This window comes from Acidovorax sp. GW821-FHT10E04, assembly GCF_059415185.1.
On record NZ_JBWKMT010000008.1, the window covers coordinates 119,128 to 145,284 of the forward strand.

The following is a 26,157-nucleotide window of genomic DNA, read 5'->3' on the forward strand; positions in this document are numbered from 1 at the left end:
ATGGCTCGCATTAGTCTGGCTCTGGCGCATTCTTACAAGCCCAACCCGCAGCAGGACAGCGATTACGCGCTGCTGCCGCTCAAGATGGAGTTCGAGGACGGCGGTGCCTATGCGCTGCTCGGCCCCTCGGGCTGTGGCAAGACCACCATGCTCAACATCATGTCGGGCCTGCTCGTGCCCTCGCACGGCAAGGTGCTGTTCGATGGCCGCGACGTGACGCGCGCCAGCCCGCAGGAGCGCAACATTGCGCAGGTGTTCCAGTTCCCCGTGATCTACGACACCATGACGGTGGCCGAGAACCTGGCCTTCCCGCTGCGCAACCGCAAGGTGCCCGAAGACCAGATCAGGCAGCGCGTGGGCGTGATCGCCGAGATGCTGGAGATGAGTGGGCAGCTCAACCAGCGCGCGGCCGGCCTCGCGGCCGATGCCAAGCAGAAGATATCGCTGGGCCGTGGCCTGGTGCGCGCCGATGTGGCGGCCGTGCTGTTCGACGAGCCGCTCACGGTGATCGACCCGCACCTCAAGTGGCAGCTGCGCCGCAAGCTCAAGCAGATCCACCACGAACTCAAGCTCACGCTGATCTATGTGACGCACGACCAGGTCGAGGCACTGACCTTTGCCGACCAGGTGGTGGTGATGACGCGCGGCAAGGCGGTGCAGGTGGGCTCGGCCGACGCGCTGTTCGAGCGGCCCGCACACGTGTTTGTGGGCCACTTCATCGGCTCGCCCGGCATGAACTTCCTGCCCGCCCAGCGCGATGGAGCCGCGTTGTCGGTGGCGGGCCACCGCCTGGCCGCGCCGGTGGACCGCGCCCTGCCCGAAGGTATGTTGCAGGTGGGCGTGCGGCCCGAGTACCTGGCCCTGGCCGAGCCCGGCCAAGCCGGTGCGTTGCCCTGCACGGTGGTGCAGGTGCAGGACATCGGTACCTACCTGATGCTGACCGCCAAGGTGGGTGAGCACACGCTCAAGGCGCGCTTCAGCCCGGAAGCACGGCTGCCTTCCGCGGGGGATGCCGTCTGGCTGCAGGTGCTCGGTGAGCACACGTGCTTCTATCAAAACGAGGAGCTGCTGGCATGAGCACCACCACCAAGCCCGTGAACCAGAAGGCCTGGTTCCTGATCCTTCCGGTCATCATCTGCGTGGCTTTCTCGGCCATCCTTCCGTTGATGACGGTGGTGAACTACTCGGTGCAGGACATCATTTCGCCCGAGCGCCGGGTGTTCGTGGGCACCGAGTGGTTCGCCGCCGTGATGCGCGACGAGGAGTTGCACGCCGCGCTGTGGCGCCAGATCACGTTCTCGCTGGCGGTGCTGGCGGTGGAGATCCCGCTGGGCATCCTGCTCGCGCTGTCCATGCCCGCGCAGGGGTGGAAGTCGTCCGCCGTGCTGGTGGTGGTGGCGCTGTCGCTGCTGATTCCCTGGAACGTGGTGGGCACCATCTGGCAGATCTATGGCCGCGCGGATATCGGCCTCATGGGGCGCCTGCTGCAGGAGGCGGGCATCGAGTACAGCTACACCGGCAACGCCGCGCATGCATGGCTCACGGTGCTGCTCATGGACGTGTGGCACTGGACCCCGCTGGTGGCGCTGCTCGCCTTCGCCGGCCTGCGCTCCATCCCGGATGCGTATTACCAGGCCGCCCGCATCGACGGTGCCAGCAAGTTCGCGGTGTTCCGCTACATCCAGCTGCCCAAGATGCGCGGCGTGCTCATGATCGCGGTGCTGCTGCGCTTCATGGACAGCTTCATGATCTACACCGAGCCCTTCGTGCTCACGGGTGGCGGGCCGGGCAATGCCACCACCTTCCTGAGCCAGTACCTGACGACCAAGGCCGTGGGCCAGTTCGACCTGGGCCCCGCTGCAGCGTTCTCGCTGATCTATTTCTTCATCATCCTGCTGCTGTGCTTCATCCTCTACAACTGGATGCAGCGCGTGGGCACCGCCAGCAACGAAGGAGCCGGCCATGAATGAAAAACGCTTCCACAAGCGGTCGGTGTTCCTGATCGCCTACCTGGTCTTCGCCGTGCTGCCCATCTACTGGATGGTCAACATGAGCTTCAAGACCAACGCGGAGATCCTCTCGACGTTCTCGTTCTTTCCCCAGAACTTCACGTGGGACAACTACAAGACCATCTTCACCGACGAGTCCTGGTACTCGGGTTACATCAACAGCCTGATCTACGTGGCCATCAACACGGCGATATCGCTGACCGTGGCGCTGCCGGCGGCCTATGCGTTCTCGCGCTACCAGTTCCTGGGCGACAAGCATGTGTTCTTCTGGCTGCTGACCAACCGCATGACGCCGCCGGCCGTGTTTTTGCTGCCGTTCTTCCAGCTCTACACCACCGTGGGGCTGATGGACACGCACATTGCCGTGGCGCTGGCGCACCTCTTGTTCAACGTGCCGCTGGCGGTGTGGATCCTGGAAGGCTTCATGAGCGGCATTCCGCGCGAGATCGACGAGACGGCCTATATCGATGGCTACAGCTTTCCGCGGTTTTTCATGACGATCTTCTTGCCGCTGATCAAGGCCGGCGTGGGCGTGGCGGCGTTCTTCTGTTTCATGTTCAGCTGGGTGGAGTTGCTGCTGGCGCGCACGCTGACCAGCGTGAATGCCAAGCCCATCGTGGCCACCATGACGCGCACGGTGAGCGCGAGCGGCATGGACTGGGCCACGCTGGCCGCCGCCGGCGTGCTGACCATCGTGCCGGGTGCCATCGTGATCTGGTTTGTTCGGCACTACATCGCGAAGGGTTTCGCGATGGGCCGGGTTTGAGGAGATATCGCCATGTTTGAGTGGATGGCTTGGACGCTGCCCGTGGCGGTGTTCTTCATTTGCATCGTACTGATGCTGATTGGCATGACGGTGTGGGAGATCAAGTCGCCCACGACGATGCGCAAGGGCTTTTTGCCGCTGGAGACGACGCGCGGTGATCGGCTGTTTATTGGGCTGTTGTCAGCGGCCTACGTGAATCTGATTTTTGTGGGCATCAGCGGCAAGCTGGCCCAGTGGTTCAGCCTTCAGGGCGATCCTTCGATCTGGATCAGCTTCGTGCTGTCGATGGCGCTGCTGGCGCTGATCCTGCGCAAGGGGTAGCGCGTTCGCAGGCAGCTTTCATTCCGTTGGTTCCCGTCGCGCGGCTCAACCCTTCCCCGGAGCCGGGCGACCCTTGCATCCAAAAGGGGAGATGACTATGAGGAGACAGGCACTATGAAGACGCGGTACACAGCGCTGGCATTGGCAGTTGCGGTCATGACGGGCCAGGCCGCCATGGCGGGCGAGGCGGAAGCCAAGAAGTGGATTGACAGCGAGTTCCAGCCCTCCACGCTGAGCAAGGACCAGCAGATGGCCGAGATGAAGTGGTTCATCGATGCGGCCAAGAAGCTGCAGGCCAAGGGCGTGAAGGAAATCTCGGTGGTGTCTGAAACCATCACCACCCACGAATACGAATCCAAGACGCTGGCCAAGGCGTTCGAGGAAATCACGGGCATCAAGGTCAAGCACGACCTGATCCAGGAAGGCGACGTGGTCGAGAAGCTGCAGACCTCCATGCAGTCCGGCAAGTCGATCTATGACGGCTGGATCTCGGATTCGGACCTGATCGGTACGCACTACCGCTACGGCAAGATCATGAGCCTGACCGACTACATGGGCGGTGCGGGCAAGGAATTCACCAACCCCGGCATCGACCTCAAGGACTACATCGGTACCAAGTTCACGACCGGCCCGGACGGAAAGATGTACCAGCTGCCCGACCAGCAGTTCGCCAACCTGTACTGGTTCCGCGCCGACCTGTTCGACCGCAAGGACATCAAGGACAAGTTCAAGGCCAAGTACGGCTACGACCTGGGCGTGCCGCTCAACTGGAGCGCCTATGAGGACATCGCCGAGTTCTTCACCAACGACGTGAAGAACATCGACGGCAAGCCCATCTATGGCCACATGGACTACGGCAAGAAGGACCCTTCGCTGGGCTGGCGCTTCACGGATGCATGGCTGTCCATGGCGGGTACGGCGGACATTGGCGCGCCCAACGGCCTGCCGATCGACGAATGGGGCATCCGCGTGGCCGACGACAAGTGCACGCCCGTGGGCGCCTCGGTGGCCCGTGGCGGCGCTACCAACTCGCCTGCTGCGGTCTACGCGCTGACCAAGTACGTGGACTGGATGAAGAAGTACGCGCCCAAGGAAGCCACGGGCATGACCTTCGGCGAAGCCGGCCCCGTGCCCGCCCAGGGCCAGATCGCCCAGCAGATCTTCTGGTACACCGCCTTCACGGCCGACATGACCAAGCCCGGCCTGCCTGTGGTGAATGCCGACGGCACGCCCAAGTGGCGCATGGCCCCCGGCCCGAACGGCCCGTACTGGAAGCAGGGCATGCAGAACGGCTACCAGGACGTGGGCAGCTGGACCTTCTTCAAGGACCACGACGCCAACAAGACCGCCGCTGCCTGGCTCTACGCCCAGTTCGTGACGGCCAAGACCACGTCGCTCAAGAAGACCATCGTGGGCCTGACCCCGATCCGCGAGAGCGACATCCAGTCCAAGGCCATGACCGACATGGCGCCCAAGCTGGGTGGTCTGGTGGAGTTCTATCGCAGTCCCGCCCGCGTGGCATGGTCGCCCACCGGTACCAACGTGCCTGACTACCCCAAGCTGGCACAGCTGTGGTGGAAGAATGTGGCGCAGGCGGTCACAGGTGAGAAGACGCCCCAGGGCGCCATGGACACGCTGGCCGACGAAATGGACCAGGTGATGGCCCGTCTGGAACGTGCCGGCATGGCGCATTGCGCCCCCAAGCTCAATCCGAAGAGCGACAACGCCAAGTGGCTGAGCGACAAGCAGGCGCCTTGGGCCAAGCTGGCCAATGAGAAGCCGAAGGGCCAGACGATTGCGTACGGCACGCTGCTGCAGGCTTGGAAGGACGGCAAGGCGCGTTGAGACCCTGAGGCGGTCGCTTCTTGACGACTGATGCCACCGGCAGCCAGGGCTCACAAGGTCTCTGGCTGCTTTTTTACTCCATGCCGCCCCCCGGAGTTCCTTCCCCTTGGGCGGTTTCTCATCCCGGAAGTGCCAAGAATTCAAGGGTAAACCCTTAATTCTTGTTCCGCCCATGGACAATCACCCCATGACCATCGCCACTGCCCCCCTTCCTACGCGACGCGCCGACCTGCTGGCCCGTCTGGCCCAGCCGCACCACTACGACCTTGCCGTGATTGGTGGCGGGGCGACGGGGCTGGGAGTCGCTCTGGATGCTGCGGCGCGCGGTTTCAGCGTGGTCCTGGTGGACTCGCACGACTTCGCCAAGGGGACCTCGTCCCGTGCCACCAAGCTGGTGCATGGCGGTGTCCGCTACCTGGCCCAGGGCAACATCGCGCTGGTGCGCGAAGCGCTGCACGAGCGCACGACCTTGCTGCACAACGCGCCGCATCTGGCCCAGCCCCTGCCTTTCGTGATGCCCTCGTACCGTTTCTGGGAGACGCCTTTTTATGGCATCGGGCTCATGATGTACGACGCCCTGGCCGGAAAAGCCGGACTGGGTGCCACCCAGTTCCTGGGCCGTGCGCGCACCCTGGAATGCCTGCCCACGGCCCGGACGGAGGGGCTCAAGGGAGGGGTCAAGTACTGGGACGGGCAGTTCGACGATGCCCGGCTGGCCCTGGCGCTGGCGCGGACGGCGGCGGGTCTGGGCGCCCTGGTGGTCAACTACTGTCCTGCGCGGGCCCTGGTCCATGAGGCGGGAAAGGTGGCGGGCCTTGTCTGCGAGGACGCCGACAGCGGCCAGCAGTTCACGGTTCGCGCCCGCACCGTGGTGAATGCCACCGGCGTGTGGGTGGATGCCCTGCGCCAGATGGACGGCGAGGCCATTGGCCGCCCCGTCAAGCCGATCGTGGCGCCAAGCCAGGGTGTGCACATCGTGGTGGATCGCGAGTTCCTTCCCTCCGACCATGCCCTCATGGTGCCCAAGACGGCCGATGGCCGGGTCCTGTTTGCAGTGCCCTGGCTGGGCAAGCTCATTCTGGGGACGACGGACAGCCCGCGCCAGGACATCGTGCGGGAGCCGGAGCCTTTCCACGAGGAAGTCCAGTTCATCCTGGAAGAATCGGCGCGCTACCTCACCCGCGCCCCCAAGATCGGGGACATCCGCAGCATCTGGGTGGGCCTGCGTCCCTTGGTGAAGCCGCAGGACGACGATGGCGACAACACCAAGAAAATCAGCCGCGAGCACACCGTCCTGGCCAGCCGCAGCGGCCTGATCACCGTGACCGGTGGCAAATGGACCACCTACCGCGCCATGGCTGAAGATGTGTTGCAAAAATGCTTCACCACGGGCCTGCTGCCCGAAAAACCCGCGGGCGTGACCAATCATTTGCCCCTGGTGGGAACGCCCCCGGGGCCTGTGCGGCACCGTATCAGCGATGCCCAGGGGCTGCACTCCTATGGCAGCGAAGCGGCGGCCGTTCAGGAAATGCCGGGTGCACAGACGGATCTGGGCGGCGGCCTGACGGAGGCGATGGTGCGGTTCGCGGCGCGGCATGAATACGCCCGCACGGTGGAAGATGTGCTGGCGCGCCGCTGCAGGCTGCTGTTCCTCGATGCCCGCAAGGCCATTGAACTGGCGCCCGCCGTCGCTGACCTCCTGCAGGAGGAACTGGGTTCGGACCCTCGTCTCGGCGACTTTCTGGTGCTGGCGCAACAGTATCTGCACGCCCCTGGCTGATGCGGCGCTTGACTTCCTGGAAGTCCTTTGCAATAATCGAGGGCTTCGCGTTTCCTACGTGAAGTTTCTGCCCAGCGGGAAGTGCTGCAAATGGTTTGCGGTGCGGACGACGGGCCCAAGACTGACTGGCTGATCCGCAGCCCTTGAGAAGTTCTCTGGGGCTGTTGTCTTCTGGTGCAAGTTGGGAATATTGAAATGATCCAGACAGAATCTCGGTTAGAGGTTGCCGACAATACCGGCGCTAAGTCCGTCCTTTGCATCAAGGTGCTGGGTGGTTCCAAGCGTCGCTATGCAAGCGTTGGCGACATCATCAAGGTGAGCATCAAAGAAGCCGCTCCACGTGGCCGCGTCAAAAAAGGCGAGGTTTACAGTGCGGTGGTCGTTCGCACGGCGAAGGGTATTCGCCGTGGCGACGGTTCGCTCGTCAAATTCGATGGCAACGCTGCAGTGTTGCTGAACGCAAAGTTGGAGCCTATCGGCACCCGCATCTTTGGACCCGTGACGCGTGAATTGCGTACCGAGAAGTTCATGAAGATCGTGTCCCTGGCTCCTGAAGTTCTCTAAGGACGCGCCATGAACAAGATTCGCAAGGGCGACGAAGTCATCGTGCTGACCGGCCGTGACAAGGGCAAGCGTGGCACGGTGTCGCTGCGCAAGGATGACTCCCACCTCGTCATCGACGGCATCAACCTCGTCAAGAAGCACGCCAAGCCAAACCCCATGAAGGGTACGACGGGCGGCATCGTTGAAAAGGCCATGCCGATTCACCAGTCCAATGTGGCCATCTTCAATGCCGCGACCGGCAAGGCTGATCGCGTGGGCATCAAGGTGCAGGCTGACGGCACGCGCGTTCGCGTGTTCAAGTCCAGCGGCGCTGAAATCAAGGCGGCCTAAGGGGTAAACATGGCACGACTCCAAGAAATTTACCGCGACAAGATCGCTCCCGAACTGACCAAGCAGTTCGGTTACACCTCGCCGATGCAGGTTCCCCGTCTGACCAAGATCACCCTGAACATGGGCGTGAGCGAGGCAGTCTCGGACAAGAAGGTGATGGACAACGCCGTGGCCGACCTGACCAAGATTGCTGGTCAGAAGCCCGTGGTGACCAAGGCCAAGAAGGCTATCGCCGGTTTCAAGATCCGCGAAGGCCAGGCCATCGGTTGCATGGTCACGCTGCGCGGCGTGCAGATGTATGAGTTCCTGGACCGTTTCGTGACCGTGGCTCTGCCCCGCGTTCGTGACTTCCGTGGTATCTCCGGCCGCGCTTTCGACGGCCGCGGCAACTACAACATCGGCGTCAAGGAACAGATCATTTTCCCTGAAATCGAGTACGACAAGGTGGATGCCTTGCGCGGTCTCAATATCAGCATCACCACGACGGCCAAGTCGGACGAAGAAGCCAAGGCTCTCCTCGCTGGTTTCCGTTTCCCGTTCAAGAACTGAGGCGAAGCATGGCTAAAGTAGCTTTGATCCAGCGCGAACTGAAGCGCGAAAAACTGGCAGCCAAGTACGCAACCAAGTATGCGGAACTGAAGGCAATCGCTGGCGATGCCAAGCGCAGCGACGAAGAGCGCGATGCAGCCCGCCTGGGCCTGCAAAAGCTCCCCCGCAATGCCAACCCGACGCGTCAGCGCAACCGTTGCGAAATCACCGGTCGTCCTCGCGGCACCTTCCGTCAATTCGGTCTGGCTCGCGCCAAGATCCGTGAACTGGCTTTTGCAGGCGACATCCCTGGTGTCACCAAGGCCAGCTGGTAAGCAGGCAGGAGAGATTAAACATGAGCATGAGTGATCCCATCGCTGACTTGCTGACCCGCATCCGTAATGCACAGATGGTCGCCAAGGCCACGGTTCTGGTGCCTTCTTCCAAAGTGAAGATTGCCATCGCCCAGGTGCTGAAGGACGAAGGTTATATCGACGGCTTCCAGGTGAAAACCGAAGCTGGCAAGTCGGAACTCGAAATTGCCCTGAAGTACTACGCAGGCCGTCCCGTGATTGAGCGCATCGAGCGCGTCAGCCGCCCCGGACTGCGTGTCTACAAAGGCCGTGATTCCATTCCACAAGTCATGAACGGTCTGGGTGTGGCAATTGTCACGACGCCCAAGGGCGTGATGACCGATCGCAAGGCGCGCGCTACCGGTGTCGGTGGCGAAGTGCTCTGCTACGTGGCCTAACCCGCGGCATTGAGGAGAAACTGAAATGTCCCGAGTAGGAAAAATGCCCGTGACCATCCCCGCTGGCGTGGATGTGTCCGTGAAAGATGACCAGATCTCTGTCAAGGGTTCTGGTGGCGCCCTCTCGCTCGCACAGAATGTGCTGGTGAAGGTGTCGAGCAATGAAGGCAAGCTGAACTTTGCGCCTGTCAACGACTCCCGCGAAGCCAATGCCATGAGCGGCACGATTCGCCAGTTGGTCAACAACATGGTGGTCGGTGTCAGCAAGGGCTTTGAAAAGAAGCTGAGCCTGGTGGGTGTGGGTTACAAGGCTGCGGCTTCCGGTTCCAAGCTGAACCTGGCTGTGGGCTATTCGCACCCGGTCAATATCGAAATGCCTGCTGGCATTACGGTCGCAACCCCCACGCCCACGGAAGTGGTGATCAAGGGTGCTGACCGCCAGCGTGTGGGGCAAATCGCTGCTGAGATCCGTGCTGTTCGTCCACCCGAGCCCTACAAGGGCAAGGGTATCCGCTATGCGGACGAAAAGATCACGATCAAAGAGACCAAGAAGAAATAAGGAGCTGCAACATGTTGACCAAGAAAGAGCAGCGTCTTCGTCGTTCGCGCCAGACCCGCATCCGCATTGCACAGCAAGGCGTGGCGCGTCTCACCGTGAACCGTACGAACCTCCATATCTACGCCAGTGTGATCTCCGGCGACGGCAGCAAGGTGCTGGCAAGTGCATCGACGGCAGAAGCCGACGTGCGCAAGTCGCTCGGCGGTTCGGGCAAGGGTGGCAATGCCGCTGCAGCCCAGATCATCGGCAAGCGCATCGCTGAAAAAGCGAAGGCTGCGGGTGTCGAGAAGGTTGCATTTGATCGCGCAGGCTTTGCCTACCACGGTCGCGTCAAGGCCCTGGCCGACGCAGCCCGTGAAGCCGGCCTGCAGTTCTAAGCGGAGCGAATAAAAAATGGCTAAATTTCAACCCAAAGTGCAGAGCGAAGGTCAGGACGACGGTCTGCGCGAAAAAATGATCGCGGTCAACCGCGTGACCAAAGTCGTGAAGGGCGGCCGTATCCTCGGCTTCGCCGCACTGACGGTGGTTGGCGACGGTGACGGCCGTGTTGGCATGGGCAAGGGCAAGTCCAAGGAAGTGCCTGCTGCCGTGCAAAAGGCGATGGAAGAAGCCCGTCGCAACATGGTCAAGGTATCGCTCAAGAACGGCACCATCTACCACAACGTGACGGGCCACCATGGCGCTGCTGTCGTGATGATGGCTCCCGCTCCCAAGGGTACCGGCATCATTGCTGGCGGCCCCATGCGCGCCGTTTTCGAAGTGCTGGGCGTGACGGACATCGTGGCCAAGAGCCATGGTTCCTCCAACCCCTACAACATGGTCCGTGCCACTTTTGATGCGCTCGTCAATTCGACCACTCCGTCGAATGTGGCAGCCAAGCGCGGCAAGACGGTCGAAGACATCTTCGCCTGAATCGGAGCCTGAAAATGACAACGCAACAAACCGTCAAGATTCAATTGGTGCGCAGCCCTATCGGCACCAAGGAATCGCACCGCGCCACCGTCCGTGGCCTGGGCCTGCGCAAGCTCAACAGCGTGAGCGAACTGCAGGACTCGCCCGAAGTGCGCGGCATGATTAACAAGATCAGCTATCTGGTCAAAGTCCTCTGAGAGATAGATCATGGAACTCAATAGCATCAAGCCCGCAGACGGTGCCAAGCATGCCAAGCGCCGTGTAGGCCGTGGTATCGGCTCCGGCCTGGGCAAGACCGCTGGCCGTGGTCACAAGGGTCAGAAGTCGCGCGCCGGTGGCTACCACAAGGTGGGCTTCGAAGGCGGTCAAATGCCTCTGCAACGTCGCTTGCCCAAGCGCGGCTTCAAGTCGCACCTGCTCAAGTTCAATGCAGAAGTGACGCTGACGGCGCTCGATCAGCTCGGCCTGGCCGAAGTGGACGTGCTGGCACTCAAGCAAGCTGGCCTCGTGGGCGAGCTGGCCAAGGTGGTCAAGGTCATCAAGAGCGGTTCCCTCACCAAGGCTGTCAAGCTCAATGGCGTGGGCGCTACGGCAGGTGCCAAGGCAGCGATCGAAGCTGCTGGCGGCAGCGTCGCCTGAGTGTGGCTCTGAAGGAAGGCATCTGTGGCTACTAGCGCAGCTCAAATTGCAAAGACCGGCAAGTTCGGCGACCTGCGTCGCCGTCTGGTTTTTCTGTTGCTTGCGCTGGTCGTGTATCGCATAGGGGCTCATATCCCTGTGCCTGGTATCGATCCAGCCCAACTCCAGCAGCTGTTCAGTGGCCAGCAAGGCGGCATCCTGAACCTGTTCAACATGTTCTCGGGTGGTGCGCTGTCGCGTTTCACGGTCTTCGCTCTGGGGATCATGCCGTACATCTCGGCATCGATCATCATGCAGCTGATGACTTACGTGATTCCCACGTTCGAGCAGTTGAAGAAGGAAGGCGAAGCCGGTCGCAGGAAGATCACGCAGTACACCCGCTACGGAACGTTGGGCCTGGCCCTGTTCCAGTCGCTGGGTATTGCCGTCGCGCTGGAAAGCTCCGCAGGCCTGGTGCTGAGCCCTGGTTTCGGGTTCCGCATGACCGCCGTCGTCAGTCTGACCGCCGGCACGATGTTCCTGATGTGGCTGGGTGAGCAGATCACTGAACGTGGTTTGGGCAACGGTATCTCGATCCTGATCTTTGCAGGTATCGCAGCCGGATTGCCCAGCTCCATCGGTGGTCTCCTTGAACTGGTTCGTACGGGTGCCATGAGCATCCTGGCCGCCATCTTCATCGTCCTCGTGGTCGGTCTGGTGACCTACTTCGTGGTGTTTGTGGAGCGTGGTCAGCGCAAGATTCTGGTGAACTACGCCCGTCGGCAGGTAGGTAACAAGGTCTACGGCGGTCAGTCGTCGCACTTGCCCCTCAAGCTGAACATGGCTGGCGTGATTCCTCCGATCTTTGCTTCGTCGATCATCCTGTTGCCCGCCACGGTGGTGAACTGGTTCAGTGCAGGCGAGTCGATGCGCTGGTTGAAGGACATCTCGGGTGCGTTGACTCCTGGTCAGCCCATCTATGTGATGTTCTACGCTGCCGCGATTGTGTTCTTCTGCTTCTTCTATACGGCACTGGTGTTCAACAGCCGTGAGACTGCAGATAACCTGAAGAAGAGCGGTGCGTTCATCCCAGGCATCCGGCCCGGTGAGCAGACGGCCCGTTATATCGACAAGATCCTGGTTCGCCTGACCTTGGCAGGCGCTGTGTACATCACCTTCGTGTGCTTGCTGCCAGAGTTCCTGATCTTGAAGTACAACGTTCCGTTCTACTTTGGTGGGACATCGCTGCTGATCATTGTGGTGGTGACAATGGACTTCATGGCCCAGGTTCAGAACTACATGATGTCGCAACAGTACGAATCGCTGCTCAAGAAAGCGAATTTCAAGGGCAACGCAGGCGGTTGATGATGATGAAGGAAGGCAGTTGGTCGCGTAGCGGCGACTGCCTGCAGAACTGGATATCGGTTGAGTTGGCGCCCCACGATTTTTCGCGGGCACAAATTGTGTTCCGTGCGAAACAGCCGGGACGGATGGAAAAGTTTTAGGAGAATGCAATGAGAGTTTCGGCTTCGGTCAAAAAAATCTGCCGCAACTGCAAGATCATCCGCCGCAAGGGTGTGGTGCGCGTGATCTGCACGGATCTGCGTCACAAGCAGCGCCAAGGTTGATTGGAAAGTATTAGAGGACGCATATGGCACGTATCGCTGGCATTAACATTCCGCCGCACAAGCACGCGGAAATCGGTTTGACCGCCATTTTTGGCATTGGTCGCACCCGCGCTCGCAAGATCTGCGAAGCAACTGGTATCGCTTACTCCAAGAAGATCAAGGATCTGACGGATGGTGATCTGGAAAAAATTCGCGAGCAAATCGAGCAGTTCACCATTGAAGGTGACCTGCGCCGCGAAACCACGATGAACATCAAGCGCTTGATGGACATCGGCTGCTATCGTGGCTTCCGCCATCGCCGCGGTCTGCCAATGCGTGGTCAGCGCACCCGTACCAATGCACGCACTCGCAAGGGTCCGCGCAAGGGTGCAGCTGCACTGAAGAAATAAAGAGATTGAAAGATCATCATGGCTAAGTCTCCTGCCAATAACGCAGCTCAGCGCGTTCGCAAGAAGGTCCGGAAGAATGTTTCGGACGGCATTGCACACGTGCACGCCTCGTTCAACAACACCATCATCACGATCACCGATCGCCAGGGCAATGCCCTGTCGTGGGCATCGTCCGGTGGCCAAGGTTTCAAGGGCTCGCGCAAGTCCACTCCCTTCGCAGCCCAAGTGGCTTCGGAAGTGGCTGGCCGCGCTGCCATCGACCAAGGCATCAAGAACCTTGACGTTGAAATCAAGGGTCCTGGCCCAGGGCGTGAATCCTCGGTGCGTGCTCTGGGCGCCCTGGGCATTCGCATCACGTCCATCTCCGATGTGACCCCCGTGCCTCACAACGGCTGCCGCCCTCAAAAGCGCCGTCGTATCTAATCTCTCTCTAAGCCCACCGCCGCCTGTGAACGCGCAAGCGCCTCAGGCGGCTCCCGCAATGGTTTGCGGTAGATGACACAAAGGAAGCTCAAGTGGCACGTTACCTCGGCCCCAAGGCCAAACTCTCCCGCCGTGAAGGCACGGACCTGTTCCTCAAGAGCGCACGTCGCTCGATTGCCGACAAGTCCAAGTTCGACTCCAAGCCAGGCCAGCACGGCCGCACCTCCGGTGCCCGCACGTCCGACTACGGCCTGCAACTGCGTGAAAAGCAGAAGGTCAAGCGCATGTACGGCGTGCTGGAAAAGCAGTTCCGCCGTTACTTCGAAGCCGCCGAAGGCAAGAAGGGCAATACCGGCGCCAACCTGCTGTTCCTGCTGGAATCCCGTCTCGACAACGTGGTGTACCGCATGGGCTTCGGCTCGACCCGCGCCGAAGCGCGCCAGCTGGTCTCGCACAAGGCGATCACGGTGAACGGCAAGTCCGTGAACATCGCGTCCTACCTCGTGAAGACGGGCGATGTGGTGGCCGTGCGTGAAAAGTCCAAGAAGCAGAACCGCATTGTTGAAGCCCTGCAATTGGCTGCCCAGGTCGGCATGCCTGCGTGGGTGGAAGTGAACGCCGAGAAGGCCGAAGGCATCTTCAAGAAGGTGCCGGACCGTGATGAGTTTGGCGCCGACATCAACGAATCCCTGATCGTTGAGTTGTACTCGCGCTAATCGCTCGGTACATATTTCAAGAAAACCGTCCCTGAACCGCGAGGCATCGCGGTTTAGGCGCTTCACCAGCCTTACCGGTGTAACGAGCTGGGGGTATTGAGAGGAAGTCTGAATGCAAACCAATTTGCTGAAACCCAAGGCGATCAATGTCGAGCAGCTTGGCCACAACCGTGCCAAGGTCGCGCTGGAGCCGTTCGAGCGTGGGTACGGCCACACGCTGGGTAACGCCATTCGGCGTGTCCTGCTCTCGTCCATGGTGGGTTACGCAGCGACGGAAGTCACCATTGCAGGCGTTCTGCATGAGTACTCGTCCATTGACGGCGTTCAGGAAGATGTGGTCAACATCCTGTTGAACCTCAAGGGCGTGGTGTTCAAGCTCCACAACCGTGATGAAGTCACGCTGAGCCTGCGCAAGGATGGCGAAGGTGTGGTTACCGCACGCGATATCCAGACCCCTCACGACGTGGAAATCGTCAACCCTGACCACGTGATCGCGAATCTGTCGGCCGGCGGCAAGCTGGACATGCAGATCAAGGTCGAGAAGGGCCGTGGCTACGTGCCCGGCAGCCTGCGCCGCTATGCCGACGAGTCGACCAAGTCGATTGGCCGGATCGTGCTGGATGCATCGTTCTCCCCTGTGAAGCGCGTGAGCTACACGGTGGAAAGCGCCCGCGTGGAGCAGCGTACCGACCTGGACAAGCTGGTTGTCGAGATCGAGACCAATGGTGCCATCACTGCCGAAGACGCAGTGCGCGCGTCGGCCAAGATCCTGGTGGAACAGCTGGCGGTGTTCGCGCAGCTGGAAGGTGGCGAGCTGGCTGCGTTCGACGCACCGGCAGGCCCGCGCGGCAATGCCACGTTCGATCCGATCCTGTTGCGTCCTGTGGACGAGCTGGAACTGACCGTGCGTTCCGCAAACTGCCTGAAGGCCGAGAACATCTACTACATCGGTGACCTGATCCAGCGCACCGAGAACGAGCTGCTCAAGACGCCTAACCTGGGTCGCAAGTCGCTCAACGAAATCAAGGAAGTGCTCGCATCGCGTGGTCTCACGTTGGGCATGAAGCTTGAGAACTGGCCACCAGCCGGTCTGGACAAGCGTTAAGTTATAATTCTGGGTTCCCCGAATCGCGGGAACCCGGTTTTTGGTTCCCTTGGATGGGAACAGTGCCTCGGGCAGTACCTTACACGGCTGCCTGATTTAATTTTAAATAAGGAAAAAGCACCATGCGTCACGGTCACGGCCTCCGCAAACTCAACCGCACCAGCTCGCACCGCCTTGCGATGCTGCAGAACATGATGAACTCGCTCATCGAGCATGAAGTCATCAAGACCACCGTCCCCAAGGCCAAGGAACTGCGCCGCGTGATCGAACCCATGATCACCCTGGCCAAGGAAGACTCCGTTGCCAACCGCCGCCTGGCCTTCAACCGCCTGCGCGACCGTGACAGCGTGACCAAGCTGTTCAACGACCTGGGCCCCCGCTTCAAGGTGCGTCCTGGTGGCTACACCCGCATCCTCAAGATGGGTTTCCGTGTGGGCGACAATGCACCCATGGCCCTGGTTGAATTGGTGGATCGTGCTGCAGAAACCGAAAATAATTCGGCAGCAGCTGAATAATAGGGTATAATTTATTTCTTATCGCGCGATGGAGCAGTCTGGTAGCTCGTTGGGCTCATAACCCAAAGGTCGGAGGTTCAAATCCTTCTCGCGCAACCAATATGTAGCGGTCTCCGCTCACAGCAAACGCCCACTTGACCGTGGGCGTTTTTGTTTGTGCCCTGCCATTGCAGTGAGCGGCTTTCCTCTTTGGTGGGGTGTGCATTCCAGGAGGCCTCTTCCATGGACGCAGGTTTTCTGTCCCCGGCCCTGCTGGTGGCGCTCATGGCCTATACCGTTGGTGTTGCAAGCCCTGGCCCCAGCAATCTGGCGATCATGGCGGCCGCCATGTCGCATGGACGGAGGCGTGCCATGGCCCTGGCTGCCGGGGTGGTCCTCGGCTCGGTGTTTTGGGGTGTGGCCGCTGCACTGGGCATGTCGGCACTCATGCGCAGCTATTCATGGTCCTTGCTCGTCCTGAAGGTGCTGGGCGGCATCTACATGCTCTGGCTGGCCTGGAAGGCGGCGCATGCCGCATTCACGCCGAATGCCCTGCACGAGGCCTCCGACACCACGGGCGGCGACCACCGCCAGGCTTTTCGGCGCGGCCTGGCGATGCACATGACCAACCCCAAGGCCGTCTTTGTGTGGCTTTCCATCGTCGCTCTCGGCGTGCCCGCCGGCGCCGGACGCAGCCATGCCCTGGCGGTCGTGGCGTGTTGCGCCGGCATCGGAGCTTGTATCTTCATGGGCTATGCCCTGGCATTTTCGACACCGTTGGCACGTGCGGCATACGCCCGCATCCATCGCGCATTCAATGCGCTGCTGGCTGGAGTCTTCGTGTACGCAGGCATCCGGCTGCTGCTGACCCGCTCAGCCGTGAGCTGACGGATCACCGTGCCAGCAGGCAAGTCCGCCCAGACGGCGAAACTCCTGGGTCTTGGTGCCACAGCTGCACGCGGTTGACGGCAGGCTCGGCAGGAGAAGATGGAATTCCTGGGGGCATGGATGATGATCCAGGCCCCGCAGGCAAATCGCCCCTTCAGGCCGGTAGTGCCTGACGCCGGATGAACCGCCCGGCCCGCGCGCCCGTGGCACGACCAGCCGCGGTGTAGCTCAGCACGCCGTTGACCCAAACCTGTTCGATCCCCTCGCTGAACTGCACGGGTTGTTCGTAGCTCGCGGTATCGCGCACGCGCGCCGGGTCGAACACCACGATATCGGCCATGCAGCCGGCTTCCAGCCGCCCCCGCTCGCCGATGCGAAAGCGCTGCGCCGACAGCCCGGTCATCTTGTGGATGGCTTCTTCCAGCCGCAGCAGGCCCTTCTCGCGCCAGTAGCAGGCCAGCACGCGCGGGAAGGCGCCCCACAGGCGGGGGTGCGGCCGCTCGTCATGGGGCAGGCCGTCCGAGCCGATCATGGACAAGGGGTGGGCAATCACGCGCTCCACATCGTCCTCGCGCATCTGGAAGTAGCAGGCGCCGCCGGGCTGCAGCCGGTCGCAGGCTGCCTCTTCGCTCATGCTCCATTCGCGGGCGATGTCCTTGAGGTAGCGACCCACCATTTCGGGATGGGGCTGGCTGCCGGTGATCAGGATGTCGATCACACCGTCGACCAGGTCGGTGCGCAGCACCGTCGAACCCGCGGTGTAGGGGTACACATCCAGGCTGATGGGCTGGCCCTGGGCGAGTGACTCGATCAGCGGCAGCGTCTCGCGCGTGCGGCCCCAGTTCGAGGCGCCGGCGCACTTGTGGTGCGACAGCACCAGCGGCAGGCCGGCCTGGCGCGCCGTGAGCGCGGCCTCCTGCAGCGCCGGCAAAATGCCGGCCAGTTCGTCGCGGATGTGGGTCGCATACACGCCGCCATTGCGCGCGGCCACGCTGGCCAGCTCGGTCAGCTCGGTGAGGTCGGCCGCATAGGCTTCCTTGTAGAACACGCCCGATGACAGGCCCAGCGCGCCCGCGTCCATGGCCTCCTGCATGTCGACCGCCATGGCGGCGCGCTCGCTGGCCGTGGCCGCACGGCCCAGCTCGGGCAGGTGGCGCATGCGCAGGGCCGTGTGGCCCAGCAGCGCGGCCACGTTCACCCCGGGCCGCGCGGCATCCACGGCGCGCGCATAGTCGGCCATGCGCGCGTGGCGGAACTGGTGCTGGCCCAGCAGCGACAGCGGTGCGGCCGGTGCGGCCGTCACCATGGGCGACAGCGAGATGCCGCAGTTGCCCACGATCACCGTGGTCACGCCCTGCGACAGCTTGGGCAGCATGTCGGGCGCATCCAGCGCCGCCGCATCGTCGTGCGTGTGCACGTCGATGAAGCCCGGTGCGATCACGCGGTCCGTGCAGTCCACGGTGCTGACGGCCAGGCCTGACAGCAGCGCCGGGTCGATCGTGCCCGTTGGCGCCAGTGCCACGATGCGCTCCCCGGCCATCAGCAGGTCGCCCGCCCAGCCGGGGCGGTCCGTGCCGTCGATGATCGTTCCGTTCCTCAGCAGGGTCGCTTGCGTTGCTGCCATCAGTGTTCTTTCTTGCCCGGCTTGTTGTGCATGGCCGGTCCATGGTCCATGGCGCCGGCATACTCGGCGCTGTCGAATCCGTGCTTGTGCAGCAGGGCCTTGAATTGCTGCAGGCCCCGCGTGGCTACCGGCCCCAGCTGCTGCGCCAGGCGCACCATCAGGATCTCGATCACCACCAGGTGGGCCAGGTAGGCCTCAGTGCCCACGCGCATCACCGCGTCCTGCGGCACCGACACCGCCAGCACCAGGTCGGCGGTTTCGGCCAGTGGCGTGCCCGGCTGGGTGAGGGCCACCACGGTGGCCCCTTGCGAGCGCGCGAACTTGGCCGCCTCCACCGTGTAGGGCATGCGCCCCACGTGCGAGATGACGAAGGCTACGCCCTCTGGCCCCAGCGTGCTGGCCGAGACCAGTTGCTGGTGCGCGTCGAAGATCGCGTTGGCCGTGAGGCCCAGTCGGAACAGCCGGCTCTGCAGCTCGCTGGCCGTGAAGGTCGACGCCGCACCCACCGAGTAGCAGTCGATGCGCCGCGCCTTGGCGAGTTTGGCGGCCACCTGGTCGATCACGTCCACGTCGATGCGCCGGCCCAGCTCGGTCAGCGAGGAGACGGCCGCATGGATGATCTTGCTGGAGACGTCCTGCGCCGTGTCCTCGGCCAGCACGCTGCGGTGCAGGTAGGAGCCCGAGACCGCGAGGTCCTGCGCCAGCGCCAGCATGAACTCGCGCACCGAGTCGTAGCCGAAGCTGCGGCAGGTGCGCACGATGGTCGGCATGGACACGCCCGCCTGCTGCGCCAACTGCTCCACCGTGGCCGCCACGGCAGCGCGCGGGTCTTCGAGCACGGCACGCACCACGCTGCGCTGCGCATCGGGCAGGCTGTCCTGGCGCTCGCGCAGTTGCTGCAGCAGGCTCGGCGTGGGGCTGGGCGGCTGGGTGGAGGACGAGGGCGAAGGAGGCAGGCTGCTGTTCATGCGCTTCTCCGCGTCTCAGAACCGGGTGCTGATGGCACCCGTGATGGCGCCATCGTCTTCCACCAGCGGCATCCAGCGCCACTTGTCGAAGGTGGTGCAGGGGTGCGAGATGCCCAGCGCCACGCGGTCGCCCACGCGGGGCGCACCGGCGTCGCCGGCTGCGGCATCGAAGCGCAGGTAGGCATGCTGGTCGTTCAACGCGCTCACGCTCCAGCCTGCAGGGGCGGCTGCTGCCGAGCGCTCGCCGCGCCGCGCCAGCTGCACCGGGATGGGCATCTCCAGGTCGTAGGAGATGTCGCGGCGCCCGCAGGTCAGCAGGGCCAGGCCCGGCTCCGGTACCGACTGCACCATGGCCCAGACCGTGAGGGCCGGGCGCAGCGAGGTATCGAGCCCTTCGCGCTGCTCCACGTTCTTGAGGAAGCGCGCGTAGTTGCCATGGTCGTGCGTCACATAGCAGCCCGAGCGCAGCACGCCCTCCACGGGGCGCGACAGGCCCCGGGCCTGCAGCAGCGGCACCACCAGGTCGAACACGGCCGAGCCGCCCGCGGTGAGCAGGATGCGGTCCTGTGCGAACAGGTGCCCTGCATCGCAGGCGCGTGCCACCTCCATCACGCGGCGCACCAGGGCCGTCACCTCGCGGGCGTCGTGCTCGTTGTCGCAGCGCGCCACGCCGCCCTCATAGCATTCGATGCCATCGAACTGCACGGCCTTCGACGCCGCCAGCGCACGCGCCAGGGCCAGTGCCTCGTCCAGCGTGCGGCAGCCGGTGCGCTGGCCGGGGATGCCCATCTCCAGCAGCACGTTGAACACACGGGCACTGCCGCGGCGCTGCTTCCAGTCCTCCACCAGTGCGAGCTGCGCCAGCGAGTCGACAAGGAACCACACCGTGAGATCGGCGTGACGGGCCAGCAGTGCATCGAGCGCATCCAGGTCGGCATCGCAGACCACCTGGTTGGCGATGATGACGCGGCGCGCACCGGCTTGCACCCCCACCGCGACCTGGAAGGCGGTGGCGAAGGTCAGGCCCCAGGCACCGCCCGCCAGCTGCTGGGCAAAGAGCTGGGGCGACATGGTGGTCTTGCCGTGCGGCGCCAGGGCGATGCCCTTGCGCTTGGCGAAATCCTGCATCCAGGCCAGGTTGTGCGCCAGCGCCGTGCGGCTGAGCACTGCCAGCGGGAAGGCCAGGTCGTCGGCCAGCACATTCCAGCCGCGTGCGGCGATCTCGCTGGCGCGGCAGGGCGCCGCCGCGATGGGAAAGCTCTTGCTGGTGGCGTCCAGGGTGAAGTCAGTGGTGGTGTTCGTCATGTCGTCTCGTCATGTTGGAGGGACGCAGCGGGGCTGCGCCGGTCAGATGTCGTCGCGCCAGCAGGCCTTCCAGTGCTCGGTGCCCACGGGGCGCAGGGCCATGTCGGCGCTGGCGCATTCGGCCACCGCATGCGGGCAGCGCGTGCGGAACACGCAGCCCGAGGGCGGATTGGCGGGGCTGGGCAGGTCGCCCTGCAGCAGGGGGATGGTACGCCGCTGCGCCGGGTCGGGGATGGGGGCCGCGGCCAGCAGGGCGCGCGTGTAGGGATGGGCCGGTTGCGCATACAGCGCGCTGGTGGGAGCGATCTCCATCACGCGGCCCAGGTACAACACCACCACGCGGTCGCACAGGTACTCCACCACGTCCAGGTCGTGCGAGATGAACAGCAAGGTCAGGCCCAGCTGCTGCTTGAGGTCGCCCAGCAGGTTCACCACCTGCGCCTGGATCGACACGTCCAGCGCCGACAGCGGCTCGTCCGCCACGATGAAGTTCGGCTGCACTGCCAGCGCGCGCGCAATGCCGATGCGCTGGCGCTGCCCACCCGAGAACTCGTGCGGAAAGCGATCCGCATGCTCGGGCCTGAGGCCCACCTGGGTGAGCAGCTCATGGATGCGCGGCAGGCGTGCCGCACCGCGCGCCTGGCGGTGCGTGTCCAGCGCCTCGCCCAGCACCTCGCGGATGCGCATGCGCGGGTTCAGGCTGGCGTACGGGTCCTGGAAGATGATCTGGATCTTCGAGCGCAGCGGGCGGAACTGGCCCTGGCTCATCCCGGCCAGGTCCTGCCCGCCAGCGTCGCTGCCGTGGTACAGCATCTGGCCCGCCGTCGGGTCCACCAGGCGCGTCAGCAGGCGGCCGATGGTGCTCTTGCCCGAGCCCGACTCGCCCACCAGGCCCAGCGTCTCGCCGCGCCGGATGGCAAAGCTCACGTCGTCCACCGCGCGCACCGGGTGCGGGCCGCTGCCGAAGTACTTGCGCAGGCCGCGCACTTCGATGAGGTTATCGCCCGGGGTCGGGGCCATGGCCACGGCGTTCATGCGCTCACCTCCTGCTGCGCCTGCTCGCCCACACGGATGCAGCGCACCCGCCGGCCGGCCTCGGTGGCACTGCCGTCGGACAGGGCCGGCATGCGCGCATCGCAGGCCGCGATGCGGCGCTCGCAGCGCGGCGCAAAGGCGCAGCCCGGCGGCGGCGCGAGCGGGCTCGACACCTGGCCCGGTATGGCCACCAGGCGCGGGCGCTGCCCGGCCACCGCGACCGCATGGCGCCTGGCCACTCCGGGCAGGCAGGCCAGCAGGCCGCGCGTGTAGGGGTGCTCGGGCTGCGCGAACAGGTCGTGCACCGGGGCCGACTCGACGATGCGGCCGGCGTACATCACGGCCACCGCGTCGGCGTACTGCGCCACCACGCCCAGGTTGTGGGTCACGAACAGCATGCTCATGCCCGTCTCCTTCTGCAGCCGGCCCATGAGGGCCAGGATCTGCGCCTGGATGGTCACGTCCAGCGCAGTGGTCGGCTCGTCGGCGATCAGCAGCGTGGGGTTGCAGGCCATGGCCAGCGCAATCATCACGCGCTGGCGCATGCCGCCCGAGAGCTGGTGCGGGTACTCGTGCACGCGCTGCTTGGCGGCCGGTATCTCCACCAGCTCCAGCATGCGCTGGGCATGGGCCAAGGCAGCGCGGCGGTCGAGCTTGAGGTGCAGGCGCACCGATTCGGCGATCTGCTCGCCCACGGTCAGCACCGGGTTCAGGCTGGTCATGGGCTCCTGGAAGATCATCGCGATCTCGTTGCCGCGCAGCGCCCGGCGCTCGGCCTCGGGCAGGGCCAGCAGGTCCACGCGCCGGCCGTCGCGCCGGGTGAACCAGGCCTGGCCACTGACCTGGGCCTGCGAGGTCTTGGCGTGCAGGCCCATCAGCGTCAGGCTGGTGACGGACTTGCCCGAGCCCGACTCCCCGACCAGCGCCAGCGTCTGGCCCGGGTGGATGGTAAAGGACACGTCGGCCACGCTCTGGATGCGGCCGGCGTCGGTGGCGAACGAGGTGGACAGGCCCTGCACTTCGAGCCGGGCAGCCGTGGGGGTGGTCATGGGGTGGGTGCCTTCGTAACGCGCTCGCCAGGGGCGGGCGCTTGCGTGGGTCGGTGAAAGAAGCTCATGCGGCCTTCTTGAGCTTGGGGTCGAGCAGGTCGCGCACGCCGTCGCCCAGCATCTGCAGCGACAGGGCGGTGAACACGATGGCCAGGCCCGGGTACAGAATCGTCCAGAACGCGCGGTCGGCCGACTCCAGGCTGCCCGCGATCATGGTGCCCCAGGTGGGGATGTCGGGCGGCACGCCCACGCCCAGGAAGGACAGGCCGGCCTCGGCCAGGATGGCATAGGCGAAGATGAAGGTCACCTGCACCAGGATGGGCGAAACCAGGTTGGGCAGGATGTGCTTGAGCAGGATGCGCGGTGTGCGCACGCCCAGGGCGCGCGCCGCGTCCACGAACAGCAGCTCGCGCAGCACCAGGGTGCTGGCCCGCACCACGCGCGCCACGCGCGGCGTGTAGACGATGACCAGCGCCAGCATCACGTTCCACAGCGAGGCGCCCAGGATGGACACCAGGGCGATGCCCAGCAGGATGTCGGGGAAGGACATCATCGCGTCCACCACGCGCATCAGCGGCGCGTCCAGGCGCCGAAAGAAGCCTGCGAACATGCCCAGCAGCGTGCCGAACAGCACGGCCCCCGCCGCGGTGAGCCCGCCGATCAGCAGCGAATAGCGCGCGCCGTGCACGATGCGCAGCATCACGTCGCGCCCCAGCTCGTCGGTGCCGGCCCAGTGCGCGGCGGAGGGCGCGTTCAGGCGCTCGCTGATCGAGATGGCGTTGGGGTCGGCGTCCGACACCCAGGGGAACACCGTGGCCACCACGACCACCAGCGCCAGCACGATGGCCGAGGCCAGCACCACCTTGCGTGCGAACAGCTTGCGCGCCAGCGGCAGCCAGTAGTCCTTGAGATTGCGAATCAGGCCTTGCACCATGTCACTTGCCCTCCAGCCGGATGCGTGGGTCGACCAGCGTGTACAGGAAGTCGATGGCCAGGTTGATGAATACATAGATGGCCGCTATGACCAGCAGCGTGCCCTGGATCACCGGGTAGTCGCGGCGCAGCACGGCACGCACCACCAGGTTGCCCACGCCGGGCAGGTTGAACACCGTCTCGGTCACCACCGTGCCGCCGATCATCAGCGCCAGCGTCAGGCCCAGCACCGTGACGATGGGCACCAGCGCATTGCGCAGCACGTGCTTGACCATCACCGTGCCCTCGGCCAGGCCCTTGGCGCGTGCCGTGCGCACGTAGTCCTCACCCAGGATGTCGAGCATCGAGGCGCGCGTGAAGCGGATGATCAGCGCCGAGTTCAGCAGCCCCAGCACCAGCGCCGGCAGCAGCAGGTGCGACAGGCGCTCGGCCAGCGGCGAGGCCGGGTCGCCATAACCCGAGGCCGGGAACCAGCCGAGCTTGACCGCGAACAGCTGGATCAGGATCAGCCCGAGCCAGAAGCTAGGCACGCTGGCGCCCAGCATGGCCACGCCGCTCAGGGCCTGGTCACCGGGGCTGCCGCGCCAGATGGCGGCCGCCATGCCGCAGGGGATGCCGATCAGCGCCGCGATGCCCACCGCGAACAGGGCCAGGAACAGCGTGGGCTCGGCGCGCTCGAGCAGCGCCTGCGCCACCGGGCGCTGCAGAAAGATGGACTGGCCCAGGTTGCCCTGCAGCAGCTCGCCCACCCAGAGCACGAACTGCGTGGGCAGGGGCTTGTCCAGCCCGTACTGCACGCGCGCCGCGGCGATGTCCTCGGCCGTGGCCTGCTCGCCCAGCAGCAGCGCCACCGGGTCGCCCGAGGCCAGGCGCGTGAGCGCGAACACCAGCACCGCGACAAGGGCCAGCACCACCAGGGCGCCGCCCAGGCGGGTCATCAGAAAACGCATGGCAACGAACCTTCGTGCAGTGGGGGCTTACTTGGCCAGGCCCGTGTTCCAGAAGAACGGCCAGATCGCCGGCGTGTAGCCTTCCAGCTTGGCCGAGCGCGCCGAGAGGCCGTTGAACTTGCCGACCTCGATGAAGGGCACTTCGTCGTACACCACCTGCTGCACGGCACCCCACAGCGGGCCGCGCTTGGCGACATTGGTCTCCTGGTTGAAGGCCGTGAGCGTGGCCTTCTTGGCGGGCGAATCCCACCAGCCCGGCGCGCCGTCACCGAGCTGCGGCGGCGAGAGCATGGGCTCGGGGAACAGGCCCGAGTGCGTGAAGTACACGTCCCACAGCTTGGCATCGTTGCGCCGCTGCACCAGCGTGGCCCAGTCCACCACCTGCAGTTCGGTCTTGAAGCCGGCCTTCTTGAGCTGCTCGGCCATCACCAGCGCCATGTTGTAGTGGAACTCGTACTGCCGGCTGGCCATGATGCGCACCGGCTGGCCGTTGTAGCCGGCTTTGGCCGCCTGGTCCTTGGCAGCCTGCGGGTTGCGCTCGTTGTACAGCTTGCCGCCCGCATCCGAGTAGTAGGGCGTGCCCTTGGGGAAGAAGTTGGGCTCCACCACGAAGAAGCGGTTGTCGCCAAAGCCCGCAGCCAGCAGCTCGCCCGAGCCCACGGCCGTCTGCACCGCGCGGCGCAGCGGTTGCGCGGCGAGCACGCCTTCCTTGGTGTTGAAGACGATGTAAGGGAAGCCGAAGTTCTTGGTCACGATGGGCACCACGGCCGGGGCACCCTTGTCGATGCGGCCGGCCGCTTCCACGGGCAGCAGGTCGGCGTACTGGAACTGGCCCGACAGGGCGCCCTCCACGCGGGTGTTGGCATTGGGCACGGGCACGAAGCGCAGTTCGTCGAGCAGGGCCTCGCGGCGGCCGGCATAGCCGCTCGGGGCCTCCTTGCGGGCGCTGTAGGTGTCGTGGCGCACCAGCACCGTGAACTGGTCGGGGCGGCGCTCCTTGAACTTGTAGGGGCCGGTGCCGATGAAATCCTTGAGCTGCGGCGCGATGCTCTCCTTGGCCATGATGGCGGCCATGCCGCTAGGCAGCGCCAGCTGGGCCAGCAGCGGTGCATAGGGCGCCTTGAGCTTGAGCTCCACCGACAGCGGGCCCTTGGCAGTGAGCGAGGCCACCTCCTTGCCCACGGCCTTGCCACGCGGCGACAGTTCCATCCAGCGCTGCAGCGAGGCCACCACGTCGTCGGCATTCAGGTCGCGGCCGTTGTGCAGCTTCACTTCCTTGCGCAGGGCGATGGTGTAGGTCAGGCCGTCCTTGGACACAGAGGGCAGGCCCTCGGCCAGCATGGGCGCCACGGCCCAGTTCGCATCGAAGGTGTACAGCGGCTCGTAGACGTGCTGCATGATGGTGCCGACCAGGTCGGCCGTGCTCACCATGGGGTCCAGCCCCTGGGGCTCGCCGACCATGGCCAGGTTGGCGGCGCCCCCCTTGGCGGGGGCGGCCAGGGCGGGCTGGCCCGACCCCAGGGCCACGAGCACGGCAGCACTTGCTGCCAGGCCCAGAACGCTGCGCCTGGCGGCCTGAACAGGCCTTCCGGGCGTCAACCAATCACGGATGGATGAGGATTGCATCGTGGCTCCATAAGTAATAACATTACATTTTTAATCGTAGA

Annotated in this window: 32 protein-coding genes and 1 tRNA gene; 25 read left to right on the top strand and 8 right to left on the bottom strand. The window is 64.2% G+C overall.

Features of this window, described 5'->3' with window-relative positions:
* The 25 genes from AC07OC_RS23170 to AC07OC_RS23290 all read left to right on the top strand — a co-directional run bounded on the left by AC07OC_RS23170 (position 1) and on the right by AC07OC_RS23290 (position 16,626).
* Complete coding sequence (locus tag AC07OC_RS23170; protein ID WP_218341245.1) at positions 1-1,077, top strand: ABC transporter ATP-binding protein; 1,077 nt, start codon at positions 1-3, stop codon at positions 1,075-1,077.
* Positions 1,074-1,970 carry a carbohydrate ABC transporter permease gene (locus AC07OC_RS23175; RefSeq protein WP_218296824.1) on the top strand — a complete coding sequence of 299 codons (897 nt, stop codon included), beginning with the start codon at positions 1,074-1,076 and terminating at the stop codon, positions 1,968-1,970. Before AC07OC_RS23170 ends, AC07OC_RS23175 begins: the two co-directional genes overlap by 4 nt.
* On the top strand, positions 1,963-2,775 hold the full coding sequence (locus tag AC07OC_RS23180) for a carbohydrate ABC transporter permease (protein WP_218296825.1): 813 nt from the start codon (positions 1,963-1,965) through the stop codon (positions 2,773-2,775). Before AC07OC_RS23175 ends, AC07OC_RS23180 begins: the two co-directional genes overlap by 8 nt.
* Positions 2,776-2,787: 12 nt before the next feature.
* Positions 2,788-3,096, top strand: coding sequence for a DUF2160 domain-containing protein (locus AC07OC_RS23185; protein WP_218296826.1), 309 nt, complete (start codon positions 2,788-2,790; stop codon positions 3,094-3,096).
* Between the two features lie 114 nt (positions 3,097-3,210).
* Positions 3,211-4,941: an ABC transporter substrate-binding protein gene (locus tag AC07OC_RS23190; protein WP_218296827.1), complete on the top strand. Its 1,731-nt coding sequence runs from the start codon at positions 3,211-3,213 to the stop codon at positions 4,939-4,941.
* Between the two features lie 187 nt (positions 4,942-5,128).
* Entirely contained in the window at positions 5,129-6,721 is a 1,593-nt protein-coding gene (locus AC07OC_RS23195; protein ID WP_218341246.1) for a glycerol-3-phosphate dehydrogenase/oxidase, read from the top strand.
* 195 nt (positions 6,722-6,916) lie between these two features.
* Positions 6,917-7,285, top strand: coding sequence for a 50S ribosomal protein L14 (rplN, locus tag AC07OC_RS23200; RefSeq protein WP_007861702.1), 369 nt, complete (start codon positions 6,917-6,919; stop codon positions 7,283-7,285).
* A gap of 9 nt (positions 7,286-7,294) precedes the next feature.
* Positions 7,295-7,615, top strand: coding sequence for a 50S ribosomal protein L24 (rplX, locus tag AC07OC_RS23205; RefSeq protein WP_184860255.1), 321 nt, complete (start codon positions 7,295-7,297; stop codon positions 7,613-7,615).
* A gap of 9 nt (positions 7,616-7,624) precedes the next feature.
* Complete coding sequence (gene rplE / locus AC07OC_RS23210; protein WP_005793632.1) at positions 7,625-8,164, top strand: 50S ribosomal protein L5; 540 nt, start codon at positions 7,625-7,627, stop codon at positions 8,162-8,164.
* An 8-nt stretch (positions 8,165-8,172) separates the two neighbouring features.
* A complete protein-coding gene (gene rpsN / locus AC07OC_RS23215; protein ID WP_007861712.1) occupies positions 8,173-8,478 on the top strand; it encodes a 30S ribosomal protein S14 in 306 nt (101 codons plus the stop codon).
* 20 nt (positions 8,479-8,498) lie between these two features.
* On the top strand, positions 8,499-8,894 hold the full coding sequence (gene rpsH / locus AC07OC_RS23220) for a 30S ribosomal protein S8 (protein WP_008906523.1): 396 nt from the start codon (positions 8,499-8,501) through the stop codon (positions 8,892-8,894).
* A gap of 25 nt (positions 8,895-8,919) precedes the next feature.
* Positions 8,920-9,453, top strand: a complete 534-nt coding sequence (gene rplF / locus AC07OC_RS23225) for a 50S ribosomal protein L6 (RefSeq protein WP_218341247.1) — start codon at positions 8,920-8,922, stop codon at positions 9,451-9,453.
* A gap of 11 nt (positions 9,454-9,464) precedes the next feature.
* The gene (rplR, locus tag AC07OC_RS23230) at positions 9,465-9,830 is read left to right on the top strand and encodes a 50S ribosomal protein L18 (protein ID WP_005793639.1); all 366 of its coding nucleotides are present in this window, start codon (positions 9,465-9,467) and stop codon (positions 9,828-9,830) included.
* Positions 9,831-9,846: 16 nt separating this feature from the next.
* Entirely contained in the window at positions 9,847-10,365 is a 519-nt protein-coding gene (gene rpsE / locus AC07OC_RS23235; RefSeq protein ID WP_218296830.1) for a 30S ribosomal protein S5, read from the top strand.
* 14 nt (positions 10,366-10,379) lie between these two features.
* The gene (gene rpmD / locus AC07OC_RS23240; RefSeq protein WP_007861725.1) at positions 10,380-10,562 is read left to right on the top strand and encodes a 50S ribosomal protein L30; all 183 of its coding nucleotides are present in this window, start codon (positions 10,380-10,382) and stop codon (positions 10,560-10,562) included.
* A gap of 10 nt (positions 10,563-10,572) precedes the next feature.
* The gene (gene rplO, locus AC07OC_RS23245; protein WP_055395677.1) at positions 10,573-11,004 is read left to right on the top strand and encodes a 50S ribosomal protein L15; all 432 of its coding nucleotides are present in this window, start codon (positions 10,573-10,575) and stop codon (positions 11,002-11,004) included.
* 24 nt (positions 11,005-11,028) lie between these two features.
* Positions 11,029-12,348 carry a preprotein translocase subunit SecY gene (gene secY / locus AC07OC_RS23250; RefSeq protein ID WP_218296831.1) on the top strand — a complete coding sequence of 440 codons (1,320 nt, stop codon included), beginning with the start codon at positions 11,029-11,031 and terminating at the stop codon, positions 12,346-12,348.
* A 149-nt stretch (positions 12,349-12,497) separates the two neighbouring features.
* The gene (gene rpmJ / locus AC07OC_RS23255) at positions 12,498-12,611 is read left to right on the top strand and encodes a 50S ribosomal protein L36 (protein ID WP_005793651.1); all 114 of its coding nucleotides are present in this window, start codon (positions 12,498-12,500) and stop codon (positions 12,609-12,611) included.
* 23 nt (positions 12,612-12,634) lie between these two features.
* Entirely contained in the window at positions 12,635-13,000 is a 366-nt protein-coding gene (rpsM, locus tag AC07OC_RS23260; protein WP_008906516.1) for a 30S ribosomal protein S13, read from the top strand.
* A gap of 18 nt (positions 13,001-13,018) precedes the next feature.
* A complete protein-coding gene (gene rpsK / locus AC07OC_RS23265; RefSeq protein ID WP_005793662.1) occupies positions 13,019-13,423 on the top strand; it encodes a 30S ribosomal protein S11 in 405 nt (134 codons plus the stop codon).
* 92 nt (positions 13,424-13,515) lie between these two features.
* Positions 13,516-14,139 (top strand): 30S ribosomal protein S4, encoded by a 624-nt coding sequence (gene rpsD / locus AC07OC_RS23270; RefSeq protein WP_218296832.1) that lies wholly within the window; start codon positions 13,516-13,518, stop codon positions 14,137-14,139.
* Between the two features lie 112 nt (positions 14,140-14,251).
* Positions 14,252-15,244 (top strand): DNA-directed RNA polymerase subunit alpha, encoded by a 993-nt coding sequence (locus tag AC07OC_RS23275; RefSeq protein WP_008906514.1) that lies wholly within the window; start codon positions 14,252-14,254, stop codon positions 15,242-15,244.
* 122 nt (positions 15,245-15,366) lie between these two features.
* Positions 15,367-15,759, top strand: coding sequence for a 50S ribosomal protein L17 (gene rplQ, locus AC07OC_RS23280; RefSeq protein WP_008906513.1), 393 nt, complete (start codon positions 15,367-15,369; stop codon positions 15,757-15,759).
* 22 nt (positions 15,760-15,781) lie between these two features.
* Positions 15,782-15,858: transfer RNA gene (locus tag AC07OC_RS23285), tRNA-Met, on the top strand.
* A gap of 123 nt (positions 15,859-15,981) precedes the next feature.
* On the top strand, positions 15,982-16,626 hold the full coding sequence (locus tag AC07OC_RS23290; RefSeq protein WP_218296833.1) for a LysE family translocator: 645 nt from the start codon (positions 15,982-15,984) through the stop codon (positions 16,624-16,626).
* 154 nt (positions 16,627-16,780) lie between these two features.
* On the opposite strand, the gene AC07OC_RS23295 is transcribed toward AC07OC_RS23290, so the two are convergent.
* The 8 genes from AC07OC_RS23295 to AC07OC_RS23330 form a co-directional block, all read right to left on the bottom strand.
* The gene (locus AC07OC_RS23295; protein WP_494602351.1) at positions 16,781-18,250 is read right to left on the bottom strand and encodes an N-acyl-D-amino-acid deacylase family protein; all 1,470 of its coding nucleotides are present in this window, start codon (positions 18,248-18,250) and stop codon (positions 16,781-16,783) included.
* A complete protein-coding gene (locus AC07OC_RS23300) occupies positions 18,250-19,218 on the bottom strand; it encodes a MurR/RpiR family transcriptional regulator (RefSeq protein WP_494602352.1) in 969 nt (322 codons plus the stop codon). Before AC07OC_RS23300 ends, AC07OC_RS23295 begins: the two co-directional genes overlap by 1 nt.
* Before the next feature lie 15 nt (positions 19,219-19,233).
* On the bottom strand, positions 19,234-20,523 hold the full coding sequence (locus AC07OC_RS23305; RefSeq protein ID WP_218296836.1) for an amino acid deaminase: 1,290 nt from the start codon (positions 20,521-20,523) through the stop codon (positions 19,234-19,236).
* A 42-nt stretch (positions 20,524-20,565) separates the two neighbouring features.
* Positions 20,566-21,558 carry an ABC transporter ATP-binding protein gene (locus AC07OC_RS23310; RefSeq protein ID WP_494602354.1) on the bottom strand — a complete coding sequence of 331 codons (993 nt, stop codon included), beginning with the start codon at positions 21,556-21,558 and terminating at the stop codon, positions 20,566-20,568.
* Positions 21,555-22,607 carry an ABC transporter ATP-binding protein gene (locus AC07OC_RS23315; protein WP_494602356.1) on the bottom strand — a complete coding sequence of 351 codons (1,053 nt, stop codon included), beginning with the start codon at positions 22,605-22,607 and terminating at the stop codon, positions 21,555-21,557. Before AC07OC_RS23315 ends, AC07OC_RS23310 begins: the two co-directional genes overlap by 4 nt.
* 64 nt (positions 22,608-22,671) lie before the next feature.
* A complete protein-coding gene (locus AC07OC_RS23320; protein ID WP_218341252.1) occupies positions 22,672-23,541 on the bottom strand; it encodes an ABC transporter permease in 870 nt (289 codons plus the stop codon).
* A 1-nt stretch (position 23,542) separates the two neighbouring features.
* Positions 23,543-24,490 (bottom strand): ABC transporter permease, encoded by a 948-nt coding sequence (locus AC07OC_RS23325; RefSeq protein WP_007849607.1) that lies wholly within the window; start codon positions 24,488-24,490, stop codon positions 23,543-23,545.
* A 27-nt stretch (positions 24,491-24,517) separates the two neighbouring features.
* Positions 24,518-26,116: an ABC transporter substrate-binding protein gene (locus AC07OC_RS23330; protein WP_492807945.1), complete on the bottom strand. Its 1,599-nt coding sequence runs from the start codon at positions 26,114-26,116 to the stop codon at positions 24,518-24,520.
* Positions 26,117-26,157 lie beyond the last annotated feature (41 nt).

Coding starts and splice junctions, on each gene's coding strand:
- AC07OC_RS23170 (WP_218341245.1), top strand. CDS start 1: ATGGCTCGCATTAGTCTGGCTCTGGCGCATTCTTACAAGCCCAACCCG.
- AC07OC_RS23175 (WP_218296824.1), top strand. CDS start 1,074: ATGAGCACCACCACCAAGCCCGTGAACCAGAAGGCCTGGTTCCTGATC.
- AC07OC_RS23180 (WP_218296825.1), top strand. CDS start 1,963: ATGAATGAAAAACGCTTCCACAAGCGGTCGGTGTTCCTGATCGCCTAC.
- AC07OC_RS23185 (WP_218296826.1), top strand. CDS start 2,788: ATGTTTGAGTGGATGGCTTGGACGCTGCCCGTGGCGGTGTTCTTCATT.
- AC07OC_RS23190 (WP_218296827.1), top strand. CDS start 3,211: ATGAAGACGCGGTACACAGCGCTGGCATTGGCAGTTGCGGTCATGACG.
- AC07OC_RS23195 (WP_218341246.1), top strand. CDS start 5,129: ATGACCATCGCCACTGCCCCCCTTCCTACGCGACGCGCCGACCTGCTG.
- rplN (WP_007861702.1), top strand. CDS start 6,917: ATGATCCAGACAGAATCTCGGTTAGAGGTTGCCGACAATACCGGCGCT.
- rplX (WP_184860255.1), top strand. CDS start 7,295: ATGAACAAGATTCGCAAGGGCGACGAAGTCATCGTGCTGACCGGCCGT.
- rplE (WP_005793632.1), top strand. CDS start 7,625: ATGGCACGACTCCAAGAAATTTACCGCGACAAGATCGCTCCCGAACTG.
- rpsN (WP_007861712.1), top strand. CDS start 8,173: ATGGCTAAAGTAGCTTTGATCCAGCGCGAACTGAAGCGCGAAAAACTG.
- rpsH (WP_008906523.1), top strand. CDS start 8,499: ATGAGCATGAGTGATCCCATCGCTGACTTGCTGACCCGCATCCGTAAT.
- rplF (WP_218341247.1), top strand. CDS start 8,920: ATGTCCCGAGTAGGAAAAATGCCCGTGACCATCCCCGCTGGCGTGGAT.
- rplR (WP_005793639.1), top strand. CDS start 9,465: ATGTTGACCAAGAAAGAGCAGCGTCTTCGTCGTTCGCGCCAGACCCGC.
- rpsE (WP_218296830.1), top strand. CDS start 9,847: ATGGCTAAATTTCAACCCAAAGTGCAGAGCGAAGGTCAGGACGACGGT.
- rpmD (WP_007861725.1), top strand. CDS start 10,380: ATGACAACGCAACAAACCGTCAAGATTCAATTGGTGCGCAGCCCTATC.
- rplO (WP_055395677.1), top strand. CDS start 10,573: ATGGAACTCAATAGCATCAAGCCCGCAGACGGTGCCAAGCATGCCAAG.
- rpmJ (WP_005793651.1), top strand. CDS start 12,498: ATGAGAGTTTCGGCTTCGGTCAAAAAAATCTGCCGCAACTGCAAGATC.
- rpsM (WP_008906516.1), top strand. CDS start 12,635: ATGGCACGTATCGCTGGCATTAACATTCCGCCGCACAAGCACGCGGAA.
- rpsK (WP_005793662.1), top strand. CDS start 13,019: ATGGCTAAGTCTCCTGCCAATAACGCAGCTCAGCGCGTTCGCAAGAAG.
- AC07OC_RS23275 (WP_008906514.1), top strand. CDS start 14,252: ATGCAAACCAATTTGCTGAAACCCAAGGCGATCAATGTCGAGCAGCTT.
- rplQ (WP_008906513.1), top strand. CDS start 15,367: ATGCGTCACGGTCACGGCCTCCGCAAACTCAACCGCACCAGCTCGCAC.
- AC07OC_RS23290 (WP_218296833.1), top strand. CDS start 15,982: ATGGACGCAGGTTTTCTGTCCCCGGCCCTGCTGGTGGCGCTCATGGCC.
- AC07OC_RS23295 (WP_494602351.1), bottom strand. CDS start 18,250: ATGGCAGCAACGCAAGCGACCCTGCTGAGGAACGGAACGATCATCGAC.
- AC07OC_RS23300 (WP_494602352.1), bottom strand. CDS start 19,218: ATGAACAGCAGCCTGCCTCCTTCGCCCTCGTCCTCCACCCAGCCGCCC.
- AC07OC_RS23305 (WP_218296836.1), bottom strand. CDS start 20,523: ATGACGAACACCACCACTGACTTCACCCTGGACGCCACCAGCAAGAGC.
- AC07OC_RS23310 (WP_494602354.1), bottom strand. CDS start 21,558: ATGAACGCCGTGGCCATGGCCCCGACCCCGGGCGATAACCTCATCGAA.
- AC07OC_RS23315 (WP_494602356.1), bottom strand. CDS start 22,607: ATGACCACCCCCACGGCTGCCCGGCTCGAAGTGCAGGGCCTGTCCACC.
- AC07OC_RS23320 (WP_218341252.1), bottom strand. CDS start 23,541: ATGGTGCAAGGCCTGATTCGCAATCTCAAGGACTACTGGCTGCCGCTG.
- AC07OC_RS23325 (WP_007849607.1), bottom strand. CDS start 24,490: ATGCGTTTTCTGATGACCCGCCTGGGCGGCGCCCTGGTGGTGCTGGCC.
- AC07OC_RS23330 (WP_492807945.1), bottom strand. CDS start 26,116: ATGCAATCCTCATCCATCCGTGATTGGTTGACGCCCGGAAGGCCTGTT.